Origin of the sequence: Humibacillus sp. DSM 29435, assembly GCF_001758225.1 — a bacterium.
Taxonomy (GTDB): Bacteria; Actinomycetota; Actinomycetes; order Actinomycetales; family Dermatophilaceae; genus DSM-29435.
In genome coordinates this window covers 232,527-252,375 of the sequence record NZ_MAST01000045.1, presented here as the reverse complement: position 1 = coordinate 252,375, position 19,849 = coordinate 232,527, and the positions used below count along the sequence as shown (strand labels likewise).

At 69.8% G+C, this 19,849-nt stretch carries 16 protein-coding genes and 1 tRNA gene; 6 read left to right on the top strand and 11 right to left on the bottom strand.

Annotated elements, in window-relative coordinates; translation table 11 throughout:
* Nucleotides 1-221 precede the first annotated feature (221 nt).
* Complete coding sequence (locus BA895_RS19200) at nt 222-1,166, bottom strand: DMT family transporter (protein WP_254666562.1); 945 nt, start codon at nt 1,164-1,166, stop codon at nt 222-224.
* 148 nt (nt 1,167-1,314) lie between these two features.
* Here BA895_RS19200 and BA895_RS19195 point away from each other — a divergent pair, with 148 nt between their 5' ends.
* Both BA895_RS19195 and BA895_RS19190 read left to right on the top strand, forming a co-directional pair.
* A complete protein-coding gene (locus BA895_RS19195) occupies nt 1,315-1,902 on the top strand; it encodes a CGNR zinc finger domain-containing protein (RefSeq protein WP_070193471.1) in 588 nt (195 codons plus the stop codon).
* A 130-nt stretch (nt 1,903-2,032) separates the two neighbouring features.
* The gene (locus BA895_RS19190; protein ID WP_070193470.1) at nt 2,033-4,246 is read left to right on the top strand and encodes a hypothetical protein; all 2,214 of its coding nucleotides are present in this window, start codon (nt 2,033-2,035) and stop codon (nt 4,244-4,246) included.
* Nucleotides 4,247-4,263: 17 nt separating this feature from the next.
* Here the strand turns inward: BA895_RS19190 and BA895_RS19185 are convergent, their stop codons facing one another.
* The 5 genes from BA895_RS19185 to BA895_RS19165 all read right to left on the bottom strand — a co-directional run bounded on the left by BA895_RS19185 (nt 4,264) and on the right by BA895_RS19165 (nt 8,717).
* Nucleotides 4,264-5,106: a cytochrome c biogenesis CcdA family protein gene (locus BA895_RS19185; protein WP_070193469.1), complete on the bottom strand. Its 843-nt coding sequence runs from the start codon at nt 5,104-5,106 to the stop codon at nt 4,264-4,266.
* The gene (locus tag BA895_RS19180) at nt 5,103-5,969 is read right to left on the bottom strand and encodes a thioredoxin domain-containing protein (protein WP_254666561.1); all 867 of its coding nucleotides are present in this window, start codon (nt 5,967-5,969) and stop codon (nt 5,103-5,105) included. Before BA895_RS19180 ends, BA895_RS19185 begins: the two co-directional genes overlap by 4 nt.
* A gap of 1 nt (nt 5,970) precedes the next feature.
* Nucleotides 5,971-6,951, bottom strand: a complete 981-nt coding sequence (locus BA895_RS19175; RefSeq protein WP_070193468.1) for a ribose-phosphate diphosphokinase — start codon at nt 6,949-6,951, stop codon at nt 5,971-5,973.
* Entirely contained in the window at nt 6,948-8,465 is a 1,518-nt protein-coding gene (glmU, locus tag BA895_RS19170) for a bifunctional UDP-N-acetylglucosamine diphosphorylase/glucosamine-1-phosphate N-acetyltransferase GlmU (RefSeq protein ID WP_070193467.1), read from the bottom strand. The genes BA895_RS19175 and glmU overlap by 4 nt, the downstream gene beginning before the upstream one ends.
* Before the next feature lie 173 nt (nt 8,466-8,638).
* Nucleotides 8,639-8,717 (bottom strand) — tRNA-Gln (locus tag BA895_RS19165).
* 273 nt (nt 8,718-8,990) lie between these two features.
* Here BA895_RS19165 and BA895_RS19160 point away from each other — a divergent pair.
* Nucleotides 8,991-9,590, top strand: a complete 600-nt coding sequence (locus BA895_RS19160) for a TetR/AcrR family transcriptional regulator (RefSeq protein WP_070193529.1) — start codon at nt 8,991-8,993, stop codon at nt 9,588-9,590.
* A gap of 45 nt (nt 9,591-9,635) precedes the next feature.
* Here the strand turns inward: BA895_RS19160 and BA895_RS24825 are convergent, their stop codons facing one another.
* Nucleotides 9,636-12,065 (bottom strand): sigma-70 family RNA polymerase sigma factor, encoded by a 2,430-nt coding sequence (locus BA895_RS24825; RefSeq protein ID WP_139142776.1) that lies wholly within the window; start codon nt 12,063-12,065, stop codon nt 9,636-9,638.
* Between the two features lie 344 nt (nt 12,066-12,409).
* Here BA895_RS24825 and BA895_RS19150 point away from each other — a divergent pair, with 344 nt between their 5' ends.
* Together BA895_RS19150 and BA895_RS19145 are read left to right on the top strand one after the other, a co-directional pair.
* Nucleotides 12,410-13,900 carry a cryptochrome/photolyase family protein gene (locus BA895_RS19150; protein WP_070193465.1) on the top strand — a complete coding sequence of 497 codons (1,491 nt, stop codon included), beginning with the start codon at nt 12,410-12,412 and terminating at the stop codon, nt 13,898-13,900.
* A gap of 150 nt (nt 13,901-14,050) precedes the next feature.
* Nucleotides 14,051-14,902, top strand: coding sequence for a hypothetical protein (locus tag BA895_RS19145; protein WP_139142775.1), 852 nt, complete (start codon nt 14,051-14,053; stop codon nt 14,900-14,902).
* Nucleotides 14,903-14,966: 64 nt separating this feature from the next.
* On the opposite strand, the gene BA895_RS19140 is transcribed toward BA895_RS19145, so the two are convergent.
* Nucleotides 14,967-15,812 carry a methyltransferase domain-containing protein gene (locus BA895_RS19140; RefSeq protein ID WP_070193463.1) on the bottom strand — a complete coding sequence of 282 codons (846 nt, stop codon included), beginning with the start codon at nt 15,810-15,812 and terminating at the stop codon, nt 14,967-14,969.
* Nucleotides 15,813-15,866: 54 nt separating this feature from the next.
* On the opposite strand from BA895_RS19140, the gene BA895_RS19135 reads away from it, so the two are divergent.
* Nucleotides 15,867-16,391, top strand: a complete 525-nt coding sequence (locus tag BA895_RS19135) for a MarR family winged helix-turn-helix transcriptional regulator (protein ID WP_070193462.1) — start codon at nt 15,867-15,869, stop codon at nt 16,389-16,391.
* Between the two features lie 56 nt (nt 16,392-16,447).
* Here the strand turns inward: BA895_RS19135 and BA895_RS19130 are convergent, their stop codons facing one another.
* The 3 genes from BA895_RS19130 to BA895_RS19120 all read right to left on the bottom strand — a co-directional run bounded on the left by BA895_RS19130 (nt 16,448) and on the right by BA895_RS19120 (nt 19,842).
* Nucleotides 16,448-16,804 carry a glyoxalase gene (locus tag BA895_RS19130; protein ID WP_070193461.1) on the bottom strand — a complete coding sequence of 119 codons (357 nt, stop codon included), beginning with the start codon at nt 16,802-16,804 and terminating at the stop codon, nt 16,448-16,450.
* Between the two features lie 46 nt (nt 16,805-16,850).
* Nucleotides 16,851-18,710, bottom strand: a complete 1,860-nt coding sequence (locus BA895_RS19125; RefSeq protein ID WP_070193460.1) for an ABC-F family ATP-binding cassette domain-containing protein — start codon at nt 18,708-18,710, stop codon at nt 16,851-16,853.
* 193 nt (nt 18,711-18,903) lie between these two features.
* On the bottom strand, nt 18,904-19,842 hold the full coding sequence (locus BA895_RS19120; protein ID WP_070193459.1) for a 4-(cytidine 5'-diphospho)-2-C-methyl-D-erythritol kinase: 939 nt from the start codon (nt 19,840-19,842) through the stop codon (nt 18,904-18,906).
* Between the last annotated feature and the right edge of the window lie 7 nt (nt 19,843-19,849).

The following is a 19,849-nucleotide window of genomic DNA, read 5'->3' as shown; positions in this document are numbered from 1 at the left end:
CTCGACGCGGGACGCCGCGCGGAGCAGGCCAGGATTTCGAGGGTCCGCACGCAGGGGCGGACCCGACCCAGGGGTCAGGCACCACCGCGTCGATCACGGACCCGGCGCGCCCGCAGAGCGGCCGTGCGTCGTCCCTCGCCGAGGCAACTTCTCGATCCTACGGGAAGCGGCGGGCACCCGTGAAATCAGTGGCTGCACGAGAGCGCCCCTGGGGCGGGCGGTCAGGCAGCGGGCCTGCGCGACTCGTCGGTGCGCACGGCAACCAGGCCGGCGATGATGAGCACGCCACCGACGAGCTGGATCGGGCTCGGCAGCTCGGAGAGCACCAGCCAGGCGAAGAGCACCGCGAAGAGCACCTCGGTGAGGGCCACGAAGGAGGCGACCTTCGCCCCGAGCATGCGCACCGCGACGATGCCGGTGACGTAGGCGAACGCCGCCGCGAGCAGGGCGATGACGAGCAGGGGCACCCACCACGCCACCATCGACCCGGCGAGGTCGACGCGGGTGGCACCCTTGGTGAGGTCGACGATGCCGAGCAGGCCAGCGGACCAGAGGGCGACGGCGCCGACGAACAGCCCGACGCCGGCCAAGGCGATCGGTGGCAGATCGGCGTCGACCTGGTCGGACAGCAGGAAGTACATCGTCAGGCACACCGCGGCCACCAACCCCCACGCCACCCCGATGAGGCTGACCCGGGCGCCGCCGGCAAGGTTGAGAACGAGGAGCAGGCCGATCATCGAGAGGCCGATGCCGGTGACGGTCAGGCGGCGCGGCGTCTGGCGGTGCCGGGCCCACAGCCAGCCGACGATGATCGTCGGGGCGAGGTACTCGAGCAGCAGGGCGACGCCGACCGACAGGTGGGTCACCGCGTTGAAGTAGGCCAGCTGGGCGCCGGCCACCCCGGTCAGCCCATAGCCGGCGACGAGCCACTTGCTGCGCCACAGCACGCCCCACTTGCCCCGCAGTGCCATCAGGGCGGGGACGAACAGCACGAGAGCAGCGAGAGTCAGGCGCAGGGTCGTCACGAGCCCCGGCGACCAGCCGCTGACGAGCAGCGACTTCGCGAACGGCCCGGACGTGCCGAACGCGGCCGCCGAGGCGAGGGCCACCCCGACACCGACGAGCGGATGCCGCACGCCCGCCCGAACCGGGGAACGGCGGGTCATGCCCGTGACTTCTCCACCGGTCAACTCTCCCGTGCGCGACATGATCTCCACCGACATGACACCTCCAACCTCGTGAACGCCCGGAGGCGTCAGGACCCAAACTCGTTTACACTCATGACATTATCGGATGGTCCGGTTAGGAGTCAAAGTGGTATTCGCTCATGACACCGAGGCCGCACTCAGCTCTGCAGCGGCCCTGGTGAACACCCTGCCCGGCTCGGTCACCGGTGACAGCTCCCCCGACACCCTGGGCACCGTGGCCGAGCTGACGCAGTTCTGTTCCGGTCACGGCTGGACGGGCCGCATCGACGCGGATGCCGCTGAGCTGGTTGCGGTGCGCGAGCTGCGGCCGCGCCTGCGTGAGCTCTGGGAGCGTGACGAGCAGGGGGTGGTCGACCTGACCAACGACCTGCTCGTCGAAGGCGCAGCCCTGCCCAGGCTGGTCGACCACGACGGCTTCGGCTGGCACGTGCACGCCACCTCGGCCGACGCACCCCTGGCCACCCGGATGACGGTCGAGGCAGCGATGGCGGTCGTCGACGTCGTGCGCGAGGGCGAGCTGGATCGCCTCAGAGTCTGCGAGGCGCCCGACTGCGACGACGTCGTGGTCGATCTCTCCCGCAATCGCTCCCGCCGGTTCTGCGAGGGCGGGTGCGCAGCGCGGGTTCACACCGCCGCCTACCGAGCCCGAAAGGCCGTCGAGACCCAGGCGCGAGAACCGGCCGGCCCGCGCTGACAGCAGCGTCTGCCCCGCAGGCCAGGAACCTCTCTACTCACAGCGCTCTTTCCAATGTGAGATATCCGCCGCTAAAGTACTTTCGCGGCATTCGCCGCAGAGCTATCACCGTGTCGCGACGGAGCCCACCATGAGCGCGCAGGACGACCTAGTCAACGACAGCCTCGACATCCTCCAGCAGATGCAGATCGGCGGCATGGACTACGAGGACTACGTGCGATGGCAGTCCAAGATCAACGACGTCAAGCATCGCTACGACGACGCCCGCGCGGTGGAGAAGGACGAGAAGCGCAGCGCCGATGAGCGGAAGGCGGCCAAGGACACCGCCGACGCCATCGCCAAGGCGGCCCCCGCGATCACCAAGAGCGTCATCGCCGCGGTCAAGGCGTTCAGTAAGGGTGACGCGGTGACCGGCGCCGCCGAGCTAATGGACATCTGCGCGTCGTTGGCCCCGCTCATCAGCACCTTTCTGGCCGCGGCGGGCCCCGAGGGCATGCTGATCGGAGCGCTCTTCTCGGTGATCGGTCAGATCCTGCGCTGCTTCGGGCCGAAGGAGGAGTCTGACGTCTCCAAGCTCGAGACGTTCCTCAAGGGGCTCGCGGCGCAGACCCAGCTGCAGAACATCAAGTCGGTCCACGACGACGTTCTCACCTACGCCACCACCTTGACCCTGCAGGCCAAAGCCCTGCGAGCCATTCTGGCCAGGCCGTTGAACACCCATGAGGACTACAAGGCCTTCTACGTCAAGCTCGGGGCCAGCACCATCGTGGTGTCCGATATCGGCCCGCACAAGAGCGTGTCGATGTTCGAGCAGTGGAAGGTGCTGGAGTACCTGCAAGCTCCCGAGAACCACAACGATCCGCTCTGGCCTGCCGTGCTCGGGGTTTGCTGCAAAACCTACTCCGACCTGGTGAGCACGACTATGACGATCACAGCGATGACCAACTCCGACGACCTGCTGGCGCGCTTCGACGACGTCGCCCCGGGCTCGTCGAGCAGCCTCTCGGCCGGGGACAAGGACACGCTGGAGCGCAAGCTGATGGATCTGGTCGCCTACGCCGAGGCGCGGATGAAGGAGTACCAGTCGTGCAACGCCAGGATGCTGCGTGCCCTGAAGGGCCTGGCGAGCGTGGCACAACAGTGGGGGGTGTACGCCTGCATCGCGGACAACTACGCCTTAAAGTTTCTCACCGGCCCCCAGAACGTCAAGAGCGGCTCGTGGACCGACCGCAGCGACCGCAACTACTACCACCGCCTCGTGCTGGTGCCTGATGCGGCGTCGACCATCACGAACGGCCAGGTGTCATCAGAGTTCAACTTCAAGCCCGCCTACCACTGTTTCGTGCTCAAGAGCAGCAGTAGCGACTACCCCGGCTCCAGCCACTGGGTCGACCACAGCTGGGCGCACCACGACGACGTGTCGCTCGACCACGGCCGGAACATCCTCGACAACTTCAACCCCGCGCTCACCGATCTCTGTGTGGCCGACGAGACCGACAAAGGCCTGAACCTGTTCGCCGGGACCGCCGAGGGCACGGGAGCACCCGGCAGTGTCATGGCGTGGACGTTGAAACCAACCGACGGCTACAACACGGGCGAGCTCGAGCGAGTGAACTGGTGGCCCCAGACGACCTCACCCGTCGACTCGATCGCCGCGGTCAACGGCCCGGTGGCTCTGCTTGACGATCCCGACAGCGCCGCCATCCCGCCGGGCTGGGGCGACGCGATGATCTACGCGTCGATGCACGGATCAGCACAGATCTACCTCAACACCGGCAACCACGACTACTACCTGCCGATGGTGCCCGGCTGGGGGCCGTGCACCAGAGTGGCGGTCGACCAGAGCTACCTGTGGGTCTACCAGCCGTACGGCTTCGCCCTGGTCTCGCACGCGTCGGTGCGCAGCTACATCGTCGGCACCCGAGCCGCACCACGCTGGATCGCCTTCCCATCCCTGGGTGACGCCGTGCTCGGCGAGCATCTCTCGATGGGCGATGGCGCCCAGGACGTGTACTACAACGGGAACCATGTCGAGACCAAGCCGCCCCTGCTGGGGCTGGTCTCGCTCAGCCCATGCGAGGACGGGACGTTGCTCGCTGCCGTCGTTCATCGCACCATCACGCATGACACCGCCAGCTTCCCGTACAACTGGTACCGCGTGCGAGACACCCGCACGATCCAGACAGCGCCCTACGAGATCGACGGCGCCGCCGGGACGGTGAAGGTGGGTCCCTGGGCCCCGATCCCGGGTGAGGCTCGGCAGGTGCAGAAGCTGCCCATGCCCGGTTGGAAGCTGCTCGCCAACCTCACCGCCGACCTCAGCCGCGGCAGCAAGCCTCAGTAGTCACGCAAGAGCATCCGTCACCGGTGGCGCAGGGTGCGGCGCAGGGCCACTCCCCCGGCGACGAGCGCAACCGCGGCCGATAGCCCCCAGATCGGGAAGCCGGCCGTGGCTGACGTGACGGCGTTCTGGGCGGTCACTTCAAGATCGGTGGTGTCCCCGAGGCCGAGCACCCCGACGATCCCGGCGGTGCCGTCGAAGCGCAGGAACAGCGCGCCGATCGCGATGAAGAGCAGCCCCGAGACCAGTGCCGTGCTGTGCACCGTGACCAGTCCCAGGTGCAGCATCCGCCCGCGCAGCCACCGACGTTCCCCGAGTCGGAAGCGGTCCCAGAGGGCGGCCAGGATGAACAGCGGCAGAGCCATTCCCAGCGCGTAGACGACCAAGAGCAGGGCGCCGCCGACCGGGTTCGACCGGGTCGCAGCCAGGGTGAGGATCGCCCCGAGCACCGGCCCGGAGCAGAACCCGGCGAGGCCGTAGACCGCTCCGAGCACGAGAGTCGAGAGGTAGCCACTGCGACCGGAACCGCGGCCACCGGCCCAGCCCTGCAACCGGTCGGCGAACGGCAGGGCGAAGCTGCCGCCGAGCACCTGAAAGACGCCGATCGCGATGATCGCCCATCCGGCGATGGTGATCAGCACGGCCCGGTGCCCGTAGAACACCTGCGAGGCCAGGGCCGCTCCGGTGCCAAGGGGCACCAGGGTGATCAGCAACCCGAGGTAGAACACGCTGGTGCGGGCCATGAGCGCCGAGCGGCTGGTGAACGCGTAGGCGAAGAACGACGGCAGCAACAGCGCACTGCACGGCGAGAGCAGTGCGAGAACGCCGGCGGCCAGGGCGCCGAGCAGCCCGATGTCGGTCATCGCGCCGCGGCAGCCGCCTGGTCGATGGCCTGCTCGAACACGGCCGCCGGTTGGGCCCCGATCACGGGCTCGCCGTTGATGAGAAAGGCCGGAGTGCCGGTGACGCCGGAGTTCTGCCCCTCGCCGAAGTCCTTCTCGGCCGCGTCCTTCAGGGCCGGGTCGCGCAGGTCCTGGGTGAGCTGGGGCCCGTCGAGCCCGGCCTTGACGGCCACCGAAGCGAGGAACGCCGGGGTCAACCGACCACTGTTCGTCGGCTGCTGCTGGGCGAACAGCGCGTCGTGGAAGGCCCAGAACTTTCCCTGCCGCGCCGCCGCCCGGCCCGCCACTGCGGCCGTCACCGACTCCTCACCGAGGTACGGGAAGTCGCGCCATTCGATACGCAGCACCCCGGCATCCACATACTTGGCAATCAACCTGGGCTCGGTGTCACGGGCGAACTTCCCGCAGAAGGGGCACTGGAAGTCGGAGTAGCTGACCATCACGACCGGGGCGTCGACCCGGCCGATGGCGAAGGGGTCACCAGGGGTGCGCCGAGCCAGCTTCGCCAACGCAGTGACGGCATCCTCACGGTTCTGCGGTGACCCAGAGACGGGCGGGCCCCCGTCGTCGGAACCGTCGAAGGAGGCATCGCCCGACTCCTTGTCGCTCGCGTCCGGCGACACGCCGAGGCCGTCGTCGGACGTGGTGGCTGTCGGTGGCCCGACCGTCGGGCTGGCGCTGCTTGCGGTCGATGTGGGCCGGGCTGCGGAGGTCGGCTGCGGTTCGGGGCGCGACACCACGAACCCGATGACCGCCACAACCGCGGCGACAAGAGCGATGACCGCCGGAGCACGTGCCGAACGGCGCGCGGTCTGCGGCGCCAAGTCAGGCCTTGCCGTCGAAGAGGCTCGTCACCGAGCCGTCTTCGAAGACCTCGCGAATCGCCATCGAGACGAGCGGCGCGATCGACAGCACGGTGAGCTTGTCGAACCGCCGGTCGTCGGGGATCGGCAGGGTGTCGGTGACGATGACCTCCTCGACCTTGCACGACTTGAGCCGGTCGACGGCCGGGCCCGACAGGATCGCGTGCGTCGCCGCGATGATGACGGATGCCGCTCCCTGGCCGAGCAGCGCGTCGGCGGCCTTGGTGATGGTTCCGGCGGTGTCGATCATGTCGTCGACGAGCACGCAGACCCGGCCTTTGATCTCGCCGACGATGCGGTTGGCCACCACCTCGTTCGGCCGGGTGATGTCTCGGGTCTTGTGCACGAACGCGAGCGGGGCACCGCCGAGGCGGCTCGACCAGTCTTCGGCGACCTTGATGCGACCGGCATCCGGTGAGACGACGGCGAGGTCGAGGTGACCGTACTTGTCGGCGACGTGCCTCGCGAGAATCGGCATCGCCATGAGGTGGTCGACCGGGCCGTCGAAGAAGCCCTGGATCTGGGCGGTGTGCAGGTCGATGGCCATCAGCCGGTTGGCGCCGGCGGTCTTGAACAGGTCAGCCATGAGCCGGGCCGAGATCGGCTCGCGGCCACGGTGCTTCTTGTCCTGCCGGGCATAGCCGTAGAACGGCAGCACCACCGTGATCCGCTTGGCCGAAGCCCGCTTGAGGGCGTCGATCATGATCAGCTGCTCCATGATCCACTCGTTGATCGGCGCGGTGTGGCTCTGGATGACGAACGCGTCCGACCCGCGCACCGACTCCTCGTAGCGCACGTAGATCTCGCCGTTGGCGAAGTCGTACGCCGAGGTCGGCACGAGCGTGATGCCGAGCTGAGCAGCCACGTCGTTGGCCAGCTGTGGGTGCGCCCGCCCGGAGAAGAGCATCATGTGCTTCTCGGGGGTCTTGTTGAGGCCGCTCATCGCTGGGCCTCCTTCGCATCGGCCGCGGCCCAGTCGTCGCCGGGGGCCACCGCCCCGGGCTGCTCTGCCAGTTTGGCCTCCGCCGCAGCCGCGTTGGCCTGGTGGGCCGCCTGGTCGGTGCGGGTGCCCGACCGACGCCGTGCCACCCAGCCGTCGATGTTGCGCTGCGCAGCCCGAGTGACCGCGAGCTGGCCGGGGCCGACGTCGCTCACCACGGCGGAGCCTGCGGCCACATAGCTGCCGGCGCCGATGTCACGCGGGGCCACGATCACCGAGTTGCTGCCCACGAAGCTGTACGCCCCGACGTCGGTGTGCTCCTTGGTGATGCCGTCGTAGTTGGCGAAGATCGTCCCGGCGCCGATGTTGGCCCCCTCACCGATGGTGGCGTCACCGCAGTAGGTCAGGTGCGGCACCTTGGCGCCGTCGCCGATCTGGGCGTTCTTCGTCTCGACGAAGCCGCCGATCTTGCCCTCGGCGCCCAGCCGGGTGCCGGGCCGCAGGTAGGAGAACGGCCCCACGGTCGCCCGGGGCCCGATCACGGCCAGCTCGACCTGGCTGCGCACGACGCTGGCGCCATCGGCGACCTCTACGTCGATCAGGGTGGTGTCGGGCCCGATCACGCAGTCACGACCGATCGTGGTGGCGCCGTGGATCTGAGTGCCCGGGTGCACCACGGTGTCGTGCCCGATCGTCACGTCGGCGTCGATCCAGGTCGTGGCCGGGTCGATGACGATGGCCCCCTCGCGCATGGCCGCCTCGACGGTGCGCCGGTTGAGCTCGGCGCCGAGACGAGCCAGCTGCACCTTGTCGTTGACGCCCTCGGTCTGCCAGAGGTCGGCGATGAGGTGGGCCTGCACCGCCAGCCCCCGGCTGCGGGCGATCGCCACGACGTCGGTGAGGTACTTCTCACCCTGCGCGTTGTCGGTGCCGACCTGGGCTAGCGCCTCGCGCAACATGACCGCGTCGAAGGCGTAGAGGCCGCTGTTGACCTCCTGGATGGCGCGCTGCGCCTCGGTGGCGTCCTTCTGCTCGACGATGGCCTCGACCGCGCCGTCGATCCCCCGCACGACCCGTCCGTACCCCGTGGGGTCGGCCGGCGTGGCGGTGATGACCGTGGCCGCCGAATGCGTCGCGAGATGCGCGTCGACCAGCCCGGCGAGGGTGTCGGCCGTCAGCAGCGGCACGTCGCCCATCGTGACCACCACGGTGCCGGCGAAGTCGGCGGGGAGCGCCTGCAGCCCGCATTCGACGGCCCGCCCGGTGCCCGCGATCTCGTCCTGGTCGGCGATGATGACGCCGTCGTCGAGGGAGAGCACGTGCTCTGACACTCGGTCTCGTTCGTATCGGACGACCACCTCGAGGTGAGCGGGCGAGATGCCGCGCGCGGCCCGCACCGCGTGGTCGAGCAGACTTCGGCCCCCGATGGTGTGCAGCATCTTCGGGATGGACGACTTCATGCGTGTGCCCTCGCCAGCAGCGAGGACGATCACGGCGGTCTGCCGCGGATCGCTCACGGGACGCGCTCCTTCAGGTTCAGGTGCAGGTGCGGCGATGAGTCGGACGTTCGCCCGAGCGCGCCGCAGCCATGCTACCTGCGCCGCACCGCTCCCTCGTGACGCGCCGGTGAGGATTCACCTCGCCAGGCCCGCGTTTCCGATGCCGTCGGGTGGGCAGCGGGCACCACGTGCTCCCCGGGTAGGAGTCGAACCTACGTCGCTAGTCCTGATTCAAAGTCAGGCGGGCCCTGCCGGCAGACCAACCGGGGAACGAACCCGGGCCGGCTGCTGCCGGGCCCAGGACGGCACCGGCCACGGGCCGACGCTCGTGGCACAGGCTAGTGCAGATCGCCCCGCCGCCTGAATCGTGTGCGGGCGCGGTCAGAGAACACGGAGTCAACCGGCGAGGCGGTGCGGGCGGGCGCGGGCGCCAGCGAGCCGGCATCCGGCGTCGGTGGGGGCCGAAGCTCGCCGCACCGGCACAATGGCAGCGTGACCGCCGATCGAGCCGACCGACCTGACCGCTCGCGACCCCGCGCCCGGATGTCGGGGCCGGAGCGACGCGAGCAGCTGATTGTCGTCGGGCGCAGGCTCTTCGCCGACAAGGGCTTCGAGGCCACGACCGTGGAGGAGATCGCGGCCAAGGCGAATGTGTCCAAACCCGTGGTCTACGAGCACTTCGGTGGCAAGGAAGGCCTCTACGCCGTCGTCGTCGACCGCGAGATCAGCGCGCTGCTCGGCGGCATCAGCACGGCACTCGACGAGGGCGGCGGGGCACGGGTGTTGCTCGAACGGGCCACCCTCTCGCTGCTGGACTACATCGAGGTGAGCTCTGACGGCTTCCGCATCCTGGTGCGTGACTCCCCCACCGGGCAGTCCACCGGCACCCTCTCGAGCGTGCTCGGCGACGTCGCGGCGCAGGTCGAGCACCTGCTCGCGGCGGAGTTCAAGACCCGCAACCTCGACCCCAAGACCGCGGCCATCCACGCACAGATGCTCGTGGGCATGCTCGCCCTGACCGGTCAGTGGTGGCTCGACCAGCGCAAGTTCAAGAAGGACCAGGTCGCTGCCCACCTGGTCAACCTCGCCTGGAACGGCCTCGCCGGGCTCGAACGCCACCCCCGCCTGGTGTCCACGCGCTGACTGCCGCGATCGTGCCATCACAGTGGACGCCCTGATCGAGCTCGCTCATGGAGCCGACGTGGCGCCCGTGCCCGTGCTGTTTGCGCTGTCGGTGCTGTTGCTGCTGTTGCTACCCGCCGGGGGACATTGAGCGACCTGGTCGAGCCCGGCGGCCGGGTCAGCCCACTCCGGTGAGGTCACGCACACCCCCTCGACGGTGAGCACGCCAGCGCCTGTCGGCTCGGAGGTAGACCCTGGGTCAGCACCTGCTGCCGACGCTGGCGACGCCGACCCGGCTGCCGCCCCTGCCTCGAGAGCGGCCACCACCGTCGACGCCGTCGTGACGGCCCCGGCACCCTTGACGGGTGGGTGGCCGATGGAGGTCGTGATGACGGTGTCGGCAGCTGCCGACGCACTAATGCCGGCCGCCGATGACGATGACGATGATGCCGGAACGCTCGAGGCGCCCGCAGCGGTGGTGTCAGCCATCGCCTGGCCGATCGGTCCGGTCGCGGCCGCCGGAGACGTCGTGTCGCCCGTCGAGGAACCGCCGGCCGAGGCTGCGACCACGGGTGGGGCGGCGACCGGAGCCGCCACCACCGGCGCGACCGGCGCGACCGGCGCGACTGCCGCGACCGGTGCAACCGCAGCCGGAGCCACCACCACCGGTTCAACGACAGGCGGAGCCGCCACGATCGGTGCGACCGGTTCCACGACAGCCGGAGCCACCGACACCGGCGCAACCGGTTCAACGACAGCCGGAGTCACCGACACCGGCGCAACCAGTGCAACGACGTCTGGCGCAGCCAGCACCGGCGCAACCGCGACGACACCAGAGGGTGGCGCGGCCGGATCCGTGGGGAGCGTCACTGCGCCGCTCGGGGCAGACATCGAGCTCGCGGAGCCCGGAACGGTCGAGAGGTCGAGCAGAAGCGGGAGCGCGGTCGGGCTGGAGCTGCTCGCGGGTGACGGCAAGCCGCTGCCGGTGATGGTCGCGTCGACGACGAGACCTGATCCGGCGAGCGCGGACCGGGCAGCGGGCACGCCTGCTGCCGAGACCACCGGAGGCGGGGTCGAGGCGACAGCGACGGCTGGGGCGGCGGTGGCCATTCCCACGCCGAGCATGAGACCCGCCACAGCCCCCGCGACGGGAGTCGACAGGCCGATGCCGGCGGCGACCACCGGCGCTGCCACGGCCGGCAGCACGATGGCTGCGGCTCCGGCCGGCAGCAGGGTTGACGCGACGGCGGTGACCGAGAGGCCCGAGGCCATCCCTGTGACGGCGGCTCCCGAGGAGACCGCGGCGGTGGCAGACCCTGCCGCGCTCGCTCCTGCAGAGGCCAGAGCCGCACCGGTCGAGACTCCTGACGCCGCACCGGCCACCGTGGCGCCGGAAGCGACCGCGGCAGCCGAGGCCGCGCCGGAGGCCGCAGCCGCACCGGAGGCCGCAGCCGCACCGGTGGCAGTGGCTCCGGTTGCCGCCGCTGCTGCCCCACCCATGCCGGCGCTTCCCGTGGCCCCCACCAGACCCGCAGCACCAGCCGTGCCCGCTCCCGCCGCGCCAGCCGAGCCGGTGGCGCCGGCAGCAGCGATGCCCGCTGAGCCGGCGGCTCCCGCGGTAGACCCTGTTGTAAGACCTGTGGCGCCGGCTGCCGCGGCCATCCCGGCGACTCCGCCCGAACCGAGCAGGTGCGGTAGGCCGAAGCCGGCGAGCAGCACGATCGGGCCGACGAAGGCACCGAAGTCGGCGTGCAGGGCACGAAGGTCGTCGGCCAGGCCCGTGGCCAGGACACACCCGGTCAGGTGCGCTTCGAGGCGTCGACGCTGACCGGCGCGCAGCCGTCCCTGCACGTGGGCACCGAGGTGGTCGACCGCCCAGCGGCATTCGTCGTTGTCGCACCGGGACGTCAAGCGGGCCGCGACCGCGTCCAGATAACGGGCGCGCAGTGACTCACGGGCGCGTAGAGCCCGCACACTGACCGAGTTGGCCGACAGCCCGAGCAACGGCGCGACCACCCGAGGAGCGCTTCCCTCGACTTCGGTGTGCCACAGCACCTGCTGGTCCCGCTCGGAGAGGCTCTTGAACGCGGCATGTACGAGGTCGGGGTCGAGCTCTCGATCGTCCATCGCGCCGAGATCCGTGGGAGGGCAGAGCCGCTCGAGCACCTCGGAGTCTGATGGAACTTCGCGCAGCTCCTGTCGAGAACGGTCGACGGCGATGCTACGAACCGCACTCAGGAAGTAGGCGCGGAAGTTGGTCTCGGGCCCTCGTCCCTGGCGAAGCAGGTCGAACACGCGGGTGGCGGCGCTGGCCACGATGTCATCGGCGCTCGTGCGACCTCGGTGTCGGCCGGCCACCATCATGGCGGCCTGCAGGTGGCGGCGCCAGAGTTCGCCGAACGCGTCGGCCGACCCTTCCCGAGCCCGCTCGAGAAGAACGTCGTCGGAGGCGGACGCGAGCGCGTCAGCCTCCCACACCACCGCTTCTGCCGACACCCCGGTCTCCTCTGCAGCCCGCCCCTGCACAGTGTGCCGCGCCGGACGGCCCTGGTCGAGGGACTCGGCCAAAAAACTTCGCTTTCCCGGGTGATCCCCTCCGCCACCCGGGAAAGCGATGCGACGGAATGCGTGCAGATGCCCCCCGGCACACTCTCCCCCGATTCAAGAGAGTTCCACCGTCCGTCACCAGTAAGACGACGACATTGCCGTTTCATGACAGGTGGATCGTCAAGAAGTTCTCCCGCGTTCTCGCGGCCCCCGAACCTGCTGGGCGCGAAACGACAGAGCCGGGCCCCGGTTTCTGACGGGGGCATGGCGCATCATGGCCAGGTGATGCCTCGATGACGCGCCGTTGGCTCTTCGGTGACCAGCTCGGTCCGCACTTCGACGTCGGACGGTCTGGCGTGCTGCTCGTCGAGAGCCGCACTGCGCTCACCCACCGGCGCTACCACCGCCAGAAGCTGCACCTCGTGCTCTCGGCGCTGCGACATCGCGCCGAGGAGCTCGGCGAGAGTGCCGTGCTCGTTCGGGCCGCGACGTACACCGATGCCCTTCGCCAGCTCGGCGAGCCGGTGCGCGTCTACGAACCGAGCTCGTACGCCGCCGATGACCTGGTGCGCCGCCGCATGGTCACCGGTGAGGTCGAGGCGGTCGACCCGACTCCCGGGTTCAGCCTGCCTCGAACAGACTTCGCTCTCTGGGCCGGTGACCGTGGACGGTTGCGTATGGAGGAGTTCTACCGTTTTCAGCGTCGGCGCCTCGACCTGCTCGTCGAGGGGGTCGGTGGCACAGAGCCCGTTGGGGGCCGCTGGTCGTTCGACGACGAGAACCGTGAGCCGCCGCCCAGACACGTCGAGACACTCGACGTGCCGTCTGCCTACCGACCACGTGAGTCCGACATCGATGGTGGAGTGCGTGACGACCTCGACCGCCTCTGTCGTGACGAGGGACTCGAGACCGTGGGCCACGACGGTCCTCGGCTGTTCGCGGTGACCCGCCGCGAGGCTCTAGCCGCCCTCGAGAGGTTCGTCACCGAGCGGCTCGGCGCCTTCGGGCCCCACGAGGACGCGATGCTTCGCGGCGACTGGGCGATGGCCCACAGCCTGTTGTCGGTTCCCCTCAACCTGGGGCTGCTCAGCCCGGTCGAGGTGGCCGAGCGCGCGGTCCGGGCCTACCACGAGGGTGCGGTGCCGCTGGCCTCGGTCGAGGGGTTCGTTCGTCAGGTCGTCGGGTGGCGTGAGTACGTGTGGCAGCTCTACTGGCACTTCGGGCGCGAGTATCGCCACCGCAACGCGCTCGGCGCCGACTCGCGCGTACCCGACTGGTTCGACGAGCTGGACGCCGACCGAGTGGATGCCGCGTGCCTCTCGGACGTGCTCAGTGGCGTGCGTGACCGGGGCTGGGTGCACCACATCCCACGGCTGATGGTGCTCGGAAACTGGGCGGCACAGCGTGGCTACGATCCCGACGCCCTCACCGAGTGGTTCCAGACCAGCTTCGTCGACGGCTACGACTGGGTCATGCCCGCCAATGTCGTGGGCATGAGTCAGCACGCTGACGGGGGCGCCATGGCGACCAAGCCCTACGTGTCCGGCGGCGCGTACATCAACCGAATGAGCGACTACTGCGGTGGATGCCGCTACAACCCGAAGAAACGGGTGGGTCCCGACGCGTGTCCCTTCACGGCCGGCTACTGGGCCTACCTTGACCGCAACGCCCCGCTGCTGTCGGGTAGCAACCGCATGGCCAGGCCGTTGCAAGGTCGGCACCGGCTGGCCGACCTCACCGAGCTGGTCGAGCAGGAGAGGTCGCGGGGCGACGACCCGCCGTGACCGCTGCCCGACCCCTGCCCGACCCCTGCCCGACCCCTGCTCGGCTCGTGCCCAGCTCGCCGCCGTCTCGCCCAGCCCGTCGACGAGAGTCTGCTGTGAGATCTGCGAAACACTGACCGGCCCCGGTGGCCCAGCGCTACCGTCGGCCCTATGAGATCTCGGCGGATGACCCCGGCGGCCGTGCTGGCCGCAGCCATGCTTGCCTGGCTGGTCCCGTCGGCCACCGCGGCCGCACCGGGCTGGACGCAGGTCTCGACCAAGGCCACCGGCGGCATCAGCGGGCTGGCCCCGGCGCCGACCGGTTGGGTGGTCGTTCGAGACAACAAGAAGGCCGGCCAGAACCGCATCGCGTTGCTGAGCGACACCGGCGCGGTCACTGAGCTCAGCTGGCCCGGCGCTCAACCGACAGACCTCGAGGCGCTGTCCTCCGTTCCGGGTCAACCGGGAGGGTATGCCGCTCTCACCAGCGCCGGTTCGGGCTACCTACTGACCGTTAGCGGCTCGGTCGTCACCGTCAACCGATCCTTCACCGTTCCGCGTGGCACGGCCAACATCGAGAGCTTCACGCTGACGCAGATCGGCGACACGACGGTCGCGGTCTGGGCGGTGCGCGGCTCCACAGCCTCTCCGGCCAAGGTCTTCGCAGCCGGCTTCAGCCCGGTCACCGGCCAGTTCGGGCCGGTGGCGACGGGCCGTGTCACCGTCCCCTACCCGACCTCAAACGTGCGACAGATCGCCGACCTGACCACCAGCGGTGGCCGGCTCCTGGGCTCATCGACCTCCGACCCCGGCGCGTCGGGCCCCTTCACCGCCGCCCTCTACGACCTCGGAACCGTCTCCACCACGTCCGGGCGGGCCGTCCTGAGGCTGCAACCGCCCGTCCAGCTGGGTGTCTACGACCACAAGGTCGAAGGTATCGCCTGCTCAGGCACCACGGGGTTGCTCGGCTCTGACGATGAGAAGCTGGGCGGCTGGATGCGAACAGAGTCGTTCTGCGGATGAGCGCACGGTGCGGTGGCATTGCCGAACCCGGCTCGACCCCGCTGCTCGTGACTGAGAACCTGACTCAGACCTCAGCCGCGCGGGCGACCGCGAAGGTACGGGTGAAAGGGAACAAGACACCGAACGGCCGTCTTGGATAGGCCTTCTCAAGCTCTGCCTCATAGTCGGCGACGAAAGCGTCACGTTCTGCGGTATCGGTGAGCACCCCGAGAACCGGGCGCAGGCCCGTTCCCTTGACCCAGTCGAGCACCGGATGGGTACCGTCAGCCGGGGGCGCCAGCACCTGCAGGTAGGTCGTCTGCCAGACGTCGACGTCGGCGCTGACCTCGAGCAGCAGGGCAGCATACGTCTCGGGGAGGGCAGTACCGGCGGCCCGGTCGAGGCCGGGGGCGAGGTCGTCTGCGCGAGAGTGGCGAGCGGCGACCTCACGCATCAGCCGGTGCGACGGGGCGTCGAAGTTCGCCGGCACCTGCATGGCGAACGTGCCACCGGGCGCCAGGGCGCTGACCCACGATGGAATCAGGCGCAGGTGGCTCGGCACCCACTGCAGCGTCGCATTGGTCACGAGCACGTCCACGCAGCCGCTCGCTTCGGCTCCGTCCCAGTTCTCCGCCGTGGCCTGCACCCACTCGACGCGGTGACCGGCATCCGCGGCCCGCGCCGCTTCGAGCATCTCGGCCGAGCTGTCGACGCCCACCACGTGCGCGTCCGGCCACCGATCGGCCAGCGTCAGGGTGAGATCTCCCGGGCCACAGCCGAGGTCGACGACGACCTTGGGTTCGACGGCGCCGATGCGAGCCACGAGCTCATGGAACGGACGGTCGCGAAAGCCTCCGAAGTGGGCGTACTGCGCGGGGTTCCACGCAGACGCCTTCGAGCTTGCCTCGTCACTGCTCTGTCGGTCGGTCATAGCGGCCTTTCATTGTTTGATGTCAAGACTCTTGATGCGCACTACAGTCGATGCATGAGCTTCCATCGACCGCCTGTCGATGACGTGGACGAGATCGTCTCGGCCTGGCGTCGCGAACGGCCTGACCTCGACGTCAGCCCACTCGAGGTTCTCTCGCGGGTGTCGCGGTTGGCCCGTCGGCTCGATCTGGCTCGCGGGTCGGCCTTCGCCGAGCACCTGCTCGAGGGATGGGCCTTCGACGTGCTCTCGGCGCTGCGTCGTGCCGGCGAGCCCTATGAGCTCTCCCCCGGAGCGCTGGTGCAGCAGACGCTGGTGACGTCGGGCACGATGACCAACCGGGTCGACCGACTTGAGCGTCGGGGGTTCGTCGTGCGCCGCCCCGACCCGGGCGACCGGCGCGGGGTGCTCGTGCGGCTCACGGCGGCAGGCCGTGACGTGGTCGACTCGGCGATGGCAGACCTGATCGAGCAGGAGAAGTCGTTGCTCTCGCAGCTCCCCACGGCCGACCAGGCCAGTCTCGCGGCGCTGCTGCGCGCGATGCTCGTTCCCCTTGAGGCCCGCGAGGCCCGAGGCGCCTGACGGCGCCGCGTCGGCGAGCCTGAAGGCGCAGGGGGGCTGCCTCCTGATGGGGGTCGTCATGCCTGTTGGAACTCCACACGGTTGCCCACCGGGTCGGTCGTGTGGAAGCGGCGCACACCGGGGATGTTGTCGTCCCAGGTGACCGGTGCCCCCGACGAGGCCACGCTGGCCGACAGCGCCTCGACGTCGCCGACAGCGATGCCGGGGTGAGCCTTTCGGGCGGGCGCGAAGTCGTCCTCGATGCCGACGTGCACCTCGAGCCGGCCGCCGCGGAACCAGGCGCCGCCCCGGGCGCGGAGGCGTTCCGGCTTCACCACCTCGGTGAGTCCGATCGCACCCACCCAGAACGCGCGCATCGCCTCCTCGCACCCGGCAGGGCCCGACAGCTGAACGTGATGCAGGCTCATCTCCATTGCGCCAAACTATCTTGACGTCAAGATAGTTTCAAGAGGGCGCGCGTCAGCCCAGCAGCTCGGCAGCCTCGAGCCACTCGAGCTCGAGCAGCTCACGCTCGGCCACAACCTGCTGCAGCGAGGTGTTCAGGCCCCGCAGGGCGACGGGATCCGTCGCAGCCGTGGCCATCTCGCCGTGCAGCCTCGCCTCGCGGTCGTCGAGACGCGTGAGCTGCTTCTCGATGCGAGCCATGCTCTTACGGGCCTCGCGCAGCTCACCCGGGCTCGCCGTCGGGCCAGGGTGGGCACCACCCGGCGCCGGCCTGCCTCCGGGGCCGGGGGCCGCCGAGGTTCTGGACGCGGCCTGGTCCCTGGCCTGGTCCCTGGCCCGGTCGGCGTCGTGGCGCAGGCGGAGATACTCCTCGACCCCGCCCGGGAGATCGCGGATCTTGCCGTCGCCCAGCAGGGCGATCTCGTGGTCGCAGACCCGTTCGAGCAGGTACCGGTCGTGCGAGACGACGATGAGGGTGCCGGGCCAACCGTCGAGCACGTCCTCCAGAGAGGTCAGTGTCTGGATGTCGAGGTCGTTGGTCGGCTCATCGAGAATGAGCACGTTGGGCTCGGTGAGCAACAGCCGAGTCAGCTGCAGCCGGCGCCGTTCCCCACCGCTGAGGTCACCGACCCGCGTCTGCTGGCGGCCGCCGGTGAAGCCGAGTCGAGTGGCGAGCTGCCCGGCGCTGATCTCCTTGCCGCCCAGGGTGGTCCACTGCTTGACGTCCTCGATGGCCTCGATCACCCGCCACGCTTCGAACCGTTCGAGCTCGCGAACCTCCTGCGTCAGATGGGCGATCGACACCGTCTTGCCCTGCCTCCGGCGGCCGCCGTCAAGCGGCATCTCGCCGGTGAGGGCGCGGAGCAGCGTCGACTTGCCGGCGCCGTTGACCCCGACGATGCCGACCCGCTCCCCCGGCGCGAGCCGCCAGGTGACCCGGTCGAGGATCGTGCGCTCGCCGAGAACGATGGTCGCGTCCTCGAGGTCGAGCACATCCTTGCCGAGCCGCTTGGTGGCGAACGAGGCGAGCTCGACGCTGTCACGCGGCGCGGGCTCGTCGGCGATCAACGCGTTGGCAGCGTCGATGCGGAACTTGGGCTTGCTCGTGCGCGCCGGTGGACCTCGGCGCAGCCAGGCGAGCTCCTTGCGCATCAGGTTCGCCCGCCGGTCGGCGACCACGCCCGCCAACCGGTCGCGCTCAGCCTTGGCCAGCACGTAGGCGGCGTAGCCACCCTCGAAGTCGCTCACCTTGCCGCTCTCGACCTCCCACGTGGTGGTGGCGTAGGCGTCAAGGAACCAGCGGTCGTGCGTGATGGCGACCGTCGCGTTGCCCGGGCGGGGCCGCTTGCTGGCCAGGTGGTCGGCGAGCCAGGCCACCCCCTCGACGTCGAGATGGTTGGTCGGCTCATCGAGCAGCAGCAGCTCGGGGTCGTCGACGAGCAGCCGGGCCAGGGCCAAGCGCCGCCGCTCGCCCCCCGACTTGGTGCCCACCCTGCTCTCAAGCCCGTCCATCGCCTCGGCCGCGATACCGCCGAGCAGGCCGGTCATGACGTCACGGATGCGCGGGTCACCCGCCCACACGTGCTCGTCGCGGTCACCGAGCACCGCCTCGTGCACCGTCCAGGCCGGGTCGAGGGCGTCGTCCTGCGCGAGCATGCCGATGCGGATGCCGTCAGCGCCGCCCTGCTTGGCGACGCGGCCCTCGTCGGGCTCCTGCAGGTCGGCCATCACCCGTAGCAGGGTCGACTTGCCGCCACCGTTGACGCCGACCACCCCGATGCGTTCACCGGTGAGGACGCCGATACTCACGTCGTCGAGTACGTGTGCGGTGCCGAAGACGAGAGAGACGCGTTCAAGGGATACGAGGTTGGCCATGGCGGAGACGACTCTATGCGGTGGCCCGGGTCGCGCCGAAAACGGTGCGGTCGGTCGAACCCCTTAGCCTGCCTCGAACGCCACCGTAAGGGTCGAACGCTGGGGTAGTGGTCGAACGCTGCGGTAGACCGGCGCGTTCGACCTCGAACGAGTCGTTCGCGGGATGGTGGGCGGGTGGGTGGGGCGGTTTGGGTCAGTCGCGGGAACCGGTCACCACGTGGGCTCCGTGCACCGGGCCCTTGGCTCGGCGCAGGTCTCCGGCGACGTCGGCGGCGGCCAGCGACACCGACAGGTCGAGCGCGGCCTCGTGGCTCGCGGTGAGAAAGGCCACCGTCGGGCCCGATCCCGACACCATGCCGCCCAGGGCTCCGAAGTCGACCCCGGCGTCACGCAGCTCCTTCAGCTCGGGTCGCAACGAGAAGGCGGCCGGTTCGAGGTCGTTGTGCAGGGCGCGACCGAGGGCGACGGCGTCGCCCTGGCGCAGAGCACCCATCAGCTCGGCGTCGATCTCAGGAGACGGGACCCTCTCACCACTACGTTCGCGGAGCCGGTCGCACTCGGCATACACCGCCGGTGTCGACAGGCCCTGGTCACTGACGGCGAAGACCCAGTAGAAGGTGCCCCGAGCCAGCACCGGCGCGATCTGCTCTCCACGGCCGGAGGCCATCGCGGTGCCGCCGTGAAGGGGAAAGGTCACGTCGCTGCCCAGCTCCGCAGCCATCGAGGCCATCTCGTCGCGGTCGAGCCCGAGCCCCCACAGCTGGTCGCAGGCGAGCAGAGTGGCGGCGGCGTCGGCCGACCCGCCCGCCATGCCGCCGGCGATCGGGATGTCCTTGTCGATGCGGATCGAGAGCGACTCGTCGATGTGGCACCGCTCGGCCACCAGCTTGGCGGCCCGCACCGCCAGGTTTCCCTCGTCGGTCGGGATGCCCGCGGCATACGTGCCCGAGGGCACCACCTCCCAGGCGTCCCAACGGGCGACCGACACCTGGTCGTGCAGCGAGACCGCCTGGAACACGGTTGCGAGGTCGTGGTAGCCGTCAGCACGTCGCTGACCGACCTTGAGCTGCAGGTTCACCTTGGCCGGCACCCGAACCGTGACGGTTCCGGGAAGGGTCGGCGCAGCGGTCATGTCGTCA

Coding starts and splice junctions, on each gene's coding strand:
- BA895_RS19200 (WP_254666562.1), bottom strand. CDS start 1,166: ATGACCCGCCGTTCCCCGGTTCGGGCGGGCGTGCGGCATCCGCTCGTC.
- BA895_RS19190 (WP_070193470.1), top strand. CDS start 2,033: ATGAGCGCGCAGGACGACCTAGTCAACGACAGCCTCGACATCCTCCAG.
- BA895_RS19185 (WP_070193469.1), bottom strand. CDS start 5,106: ATGACCGACATCGGGCTGCTCGGCGCCCTGGCCGCCGGCGTTCTCGCA.
- BA895_RS19175 (WP_070193468.1), bottom strand. CDS start 6,951: ATGAGCGGCCTCAACAAGACCCCCGAGAAGCACATGATGCTCTTCTCC.
- BA895_RS19160 (WP_070193529.1), top strand. CDS start 8,991: ATGTCGGGGCCGGAGCGACGCGAGCAGCTGATTGTCGTCGGGCGCAGG.
- BA895_RS19150 (WP_070193465.1), top strand. CDS start 12,410: ATGACGCGCCGTTGGCTCTTCGGTGACCAGCTCGGTCCGCACTTCGAC.
- BA895_RS19145 (WP_139142775.1), top strand. CDS start 14,051: ATGAGATCTCGGCGGATGACCCCGGCGGCCGTGCTGGCCGCAGCCATG.
- BA895_RS19140 (WP_070193463.1), bottom strand. CDS start 15,812: ATGACCGACCGACAGAGCAGTGACGAGGCAAGCTCGAAGGCGTCTGCG.
- BA895_RS19135 (WP_070193462.1), top strand. CDS start 15,867: ATGAGCTTCCATCGACCGCCTGTCGATGACGTGGACGAGATCGTCTCG.
- BA895_RS19130 (WP_070193461.1), bottom strand. CDS start 16,804: ATGGAGATGAGCCTGCATCACGTTCAGCTGTCGGGCCCTGCCGGGTGC.
- BA895_RS19125 (WP_070193460.1), bottom strand. CDS start 18,710: ATGGCCAACCTCGTATCCCTTGAACGCGTCTCTCTCGTCTTCGGCACC.
- BA895_RS19120 (WP_070193459.1), bottom strand. CDS start 19,842: ATGACCGCTGCGCCGACCCTTCCCGGAACCGTCACGGTTCGGGTGCCG.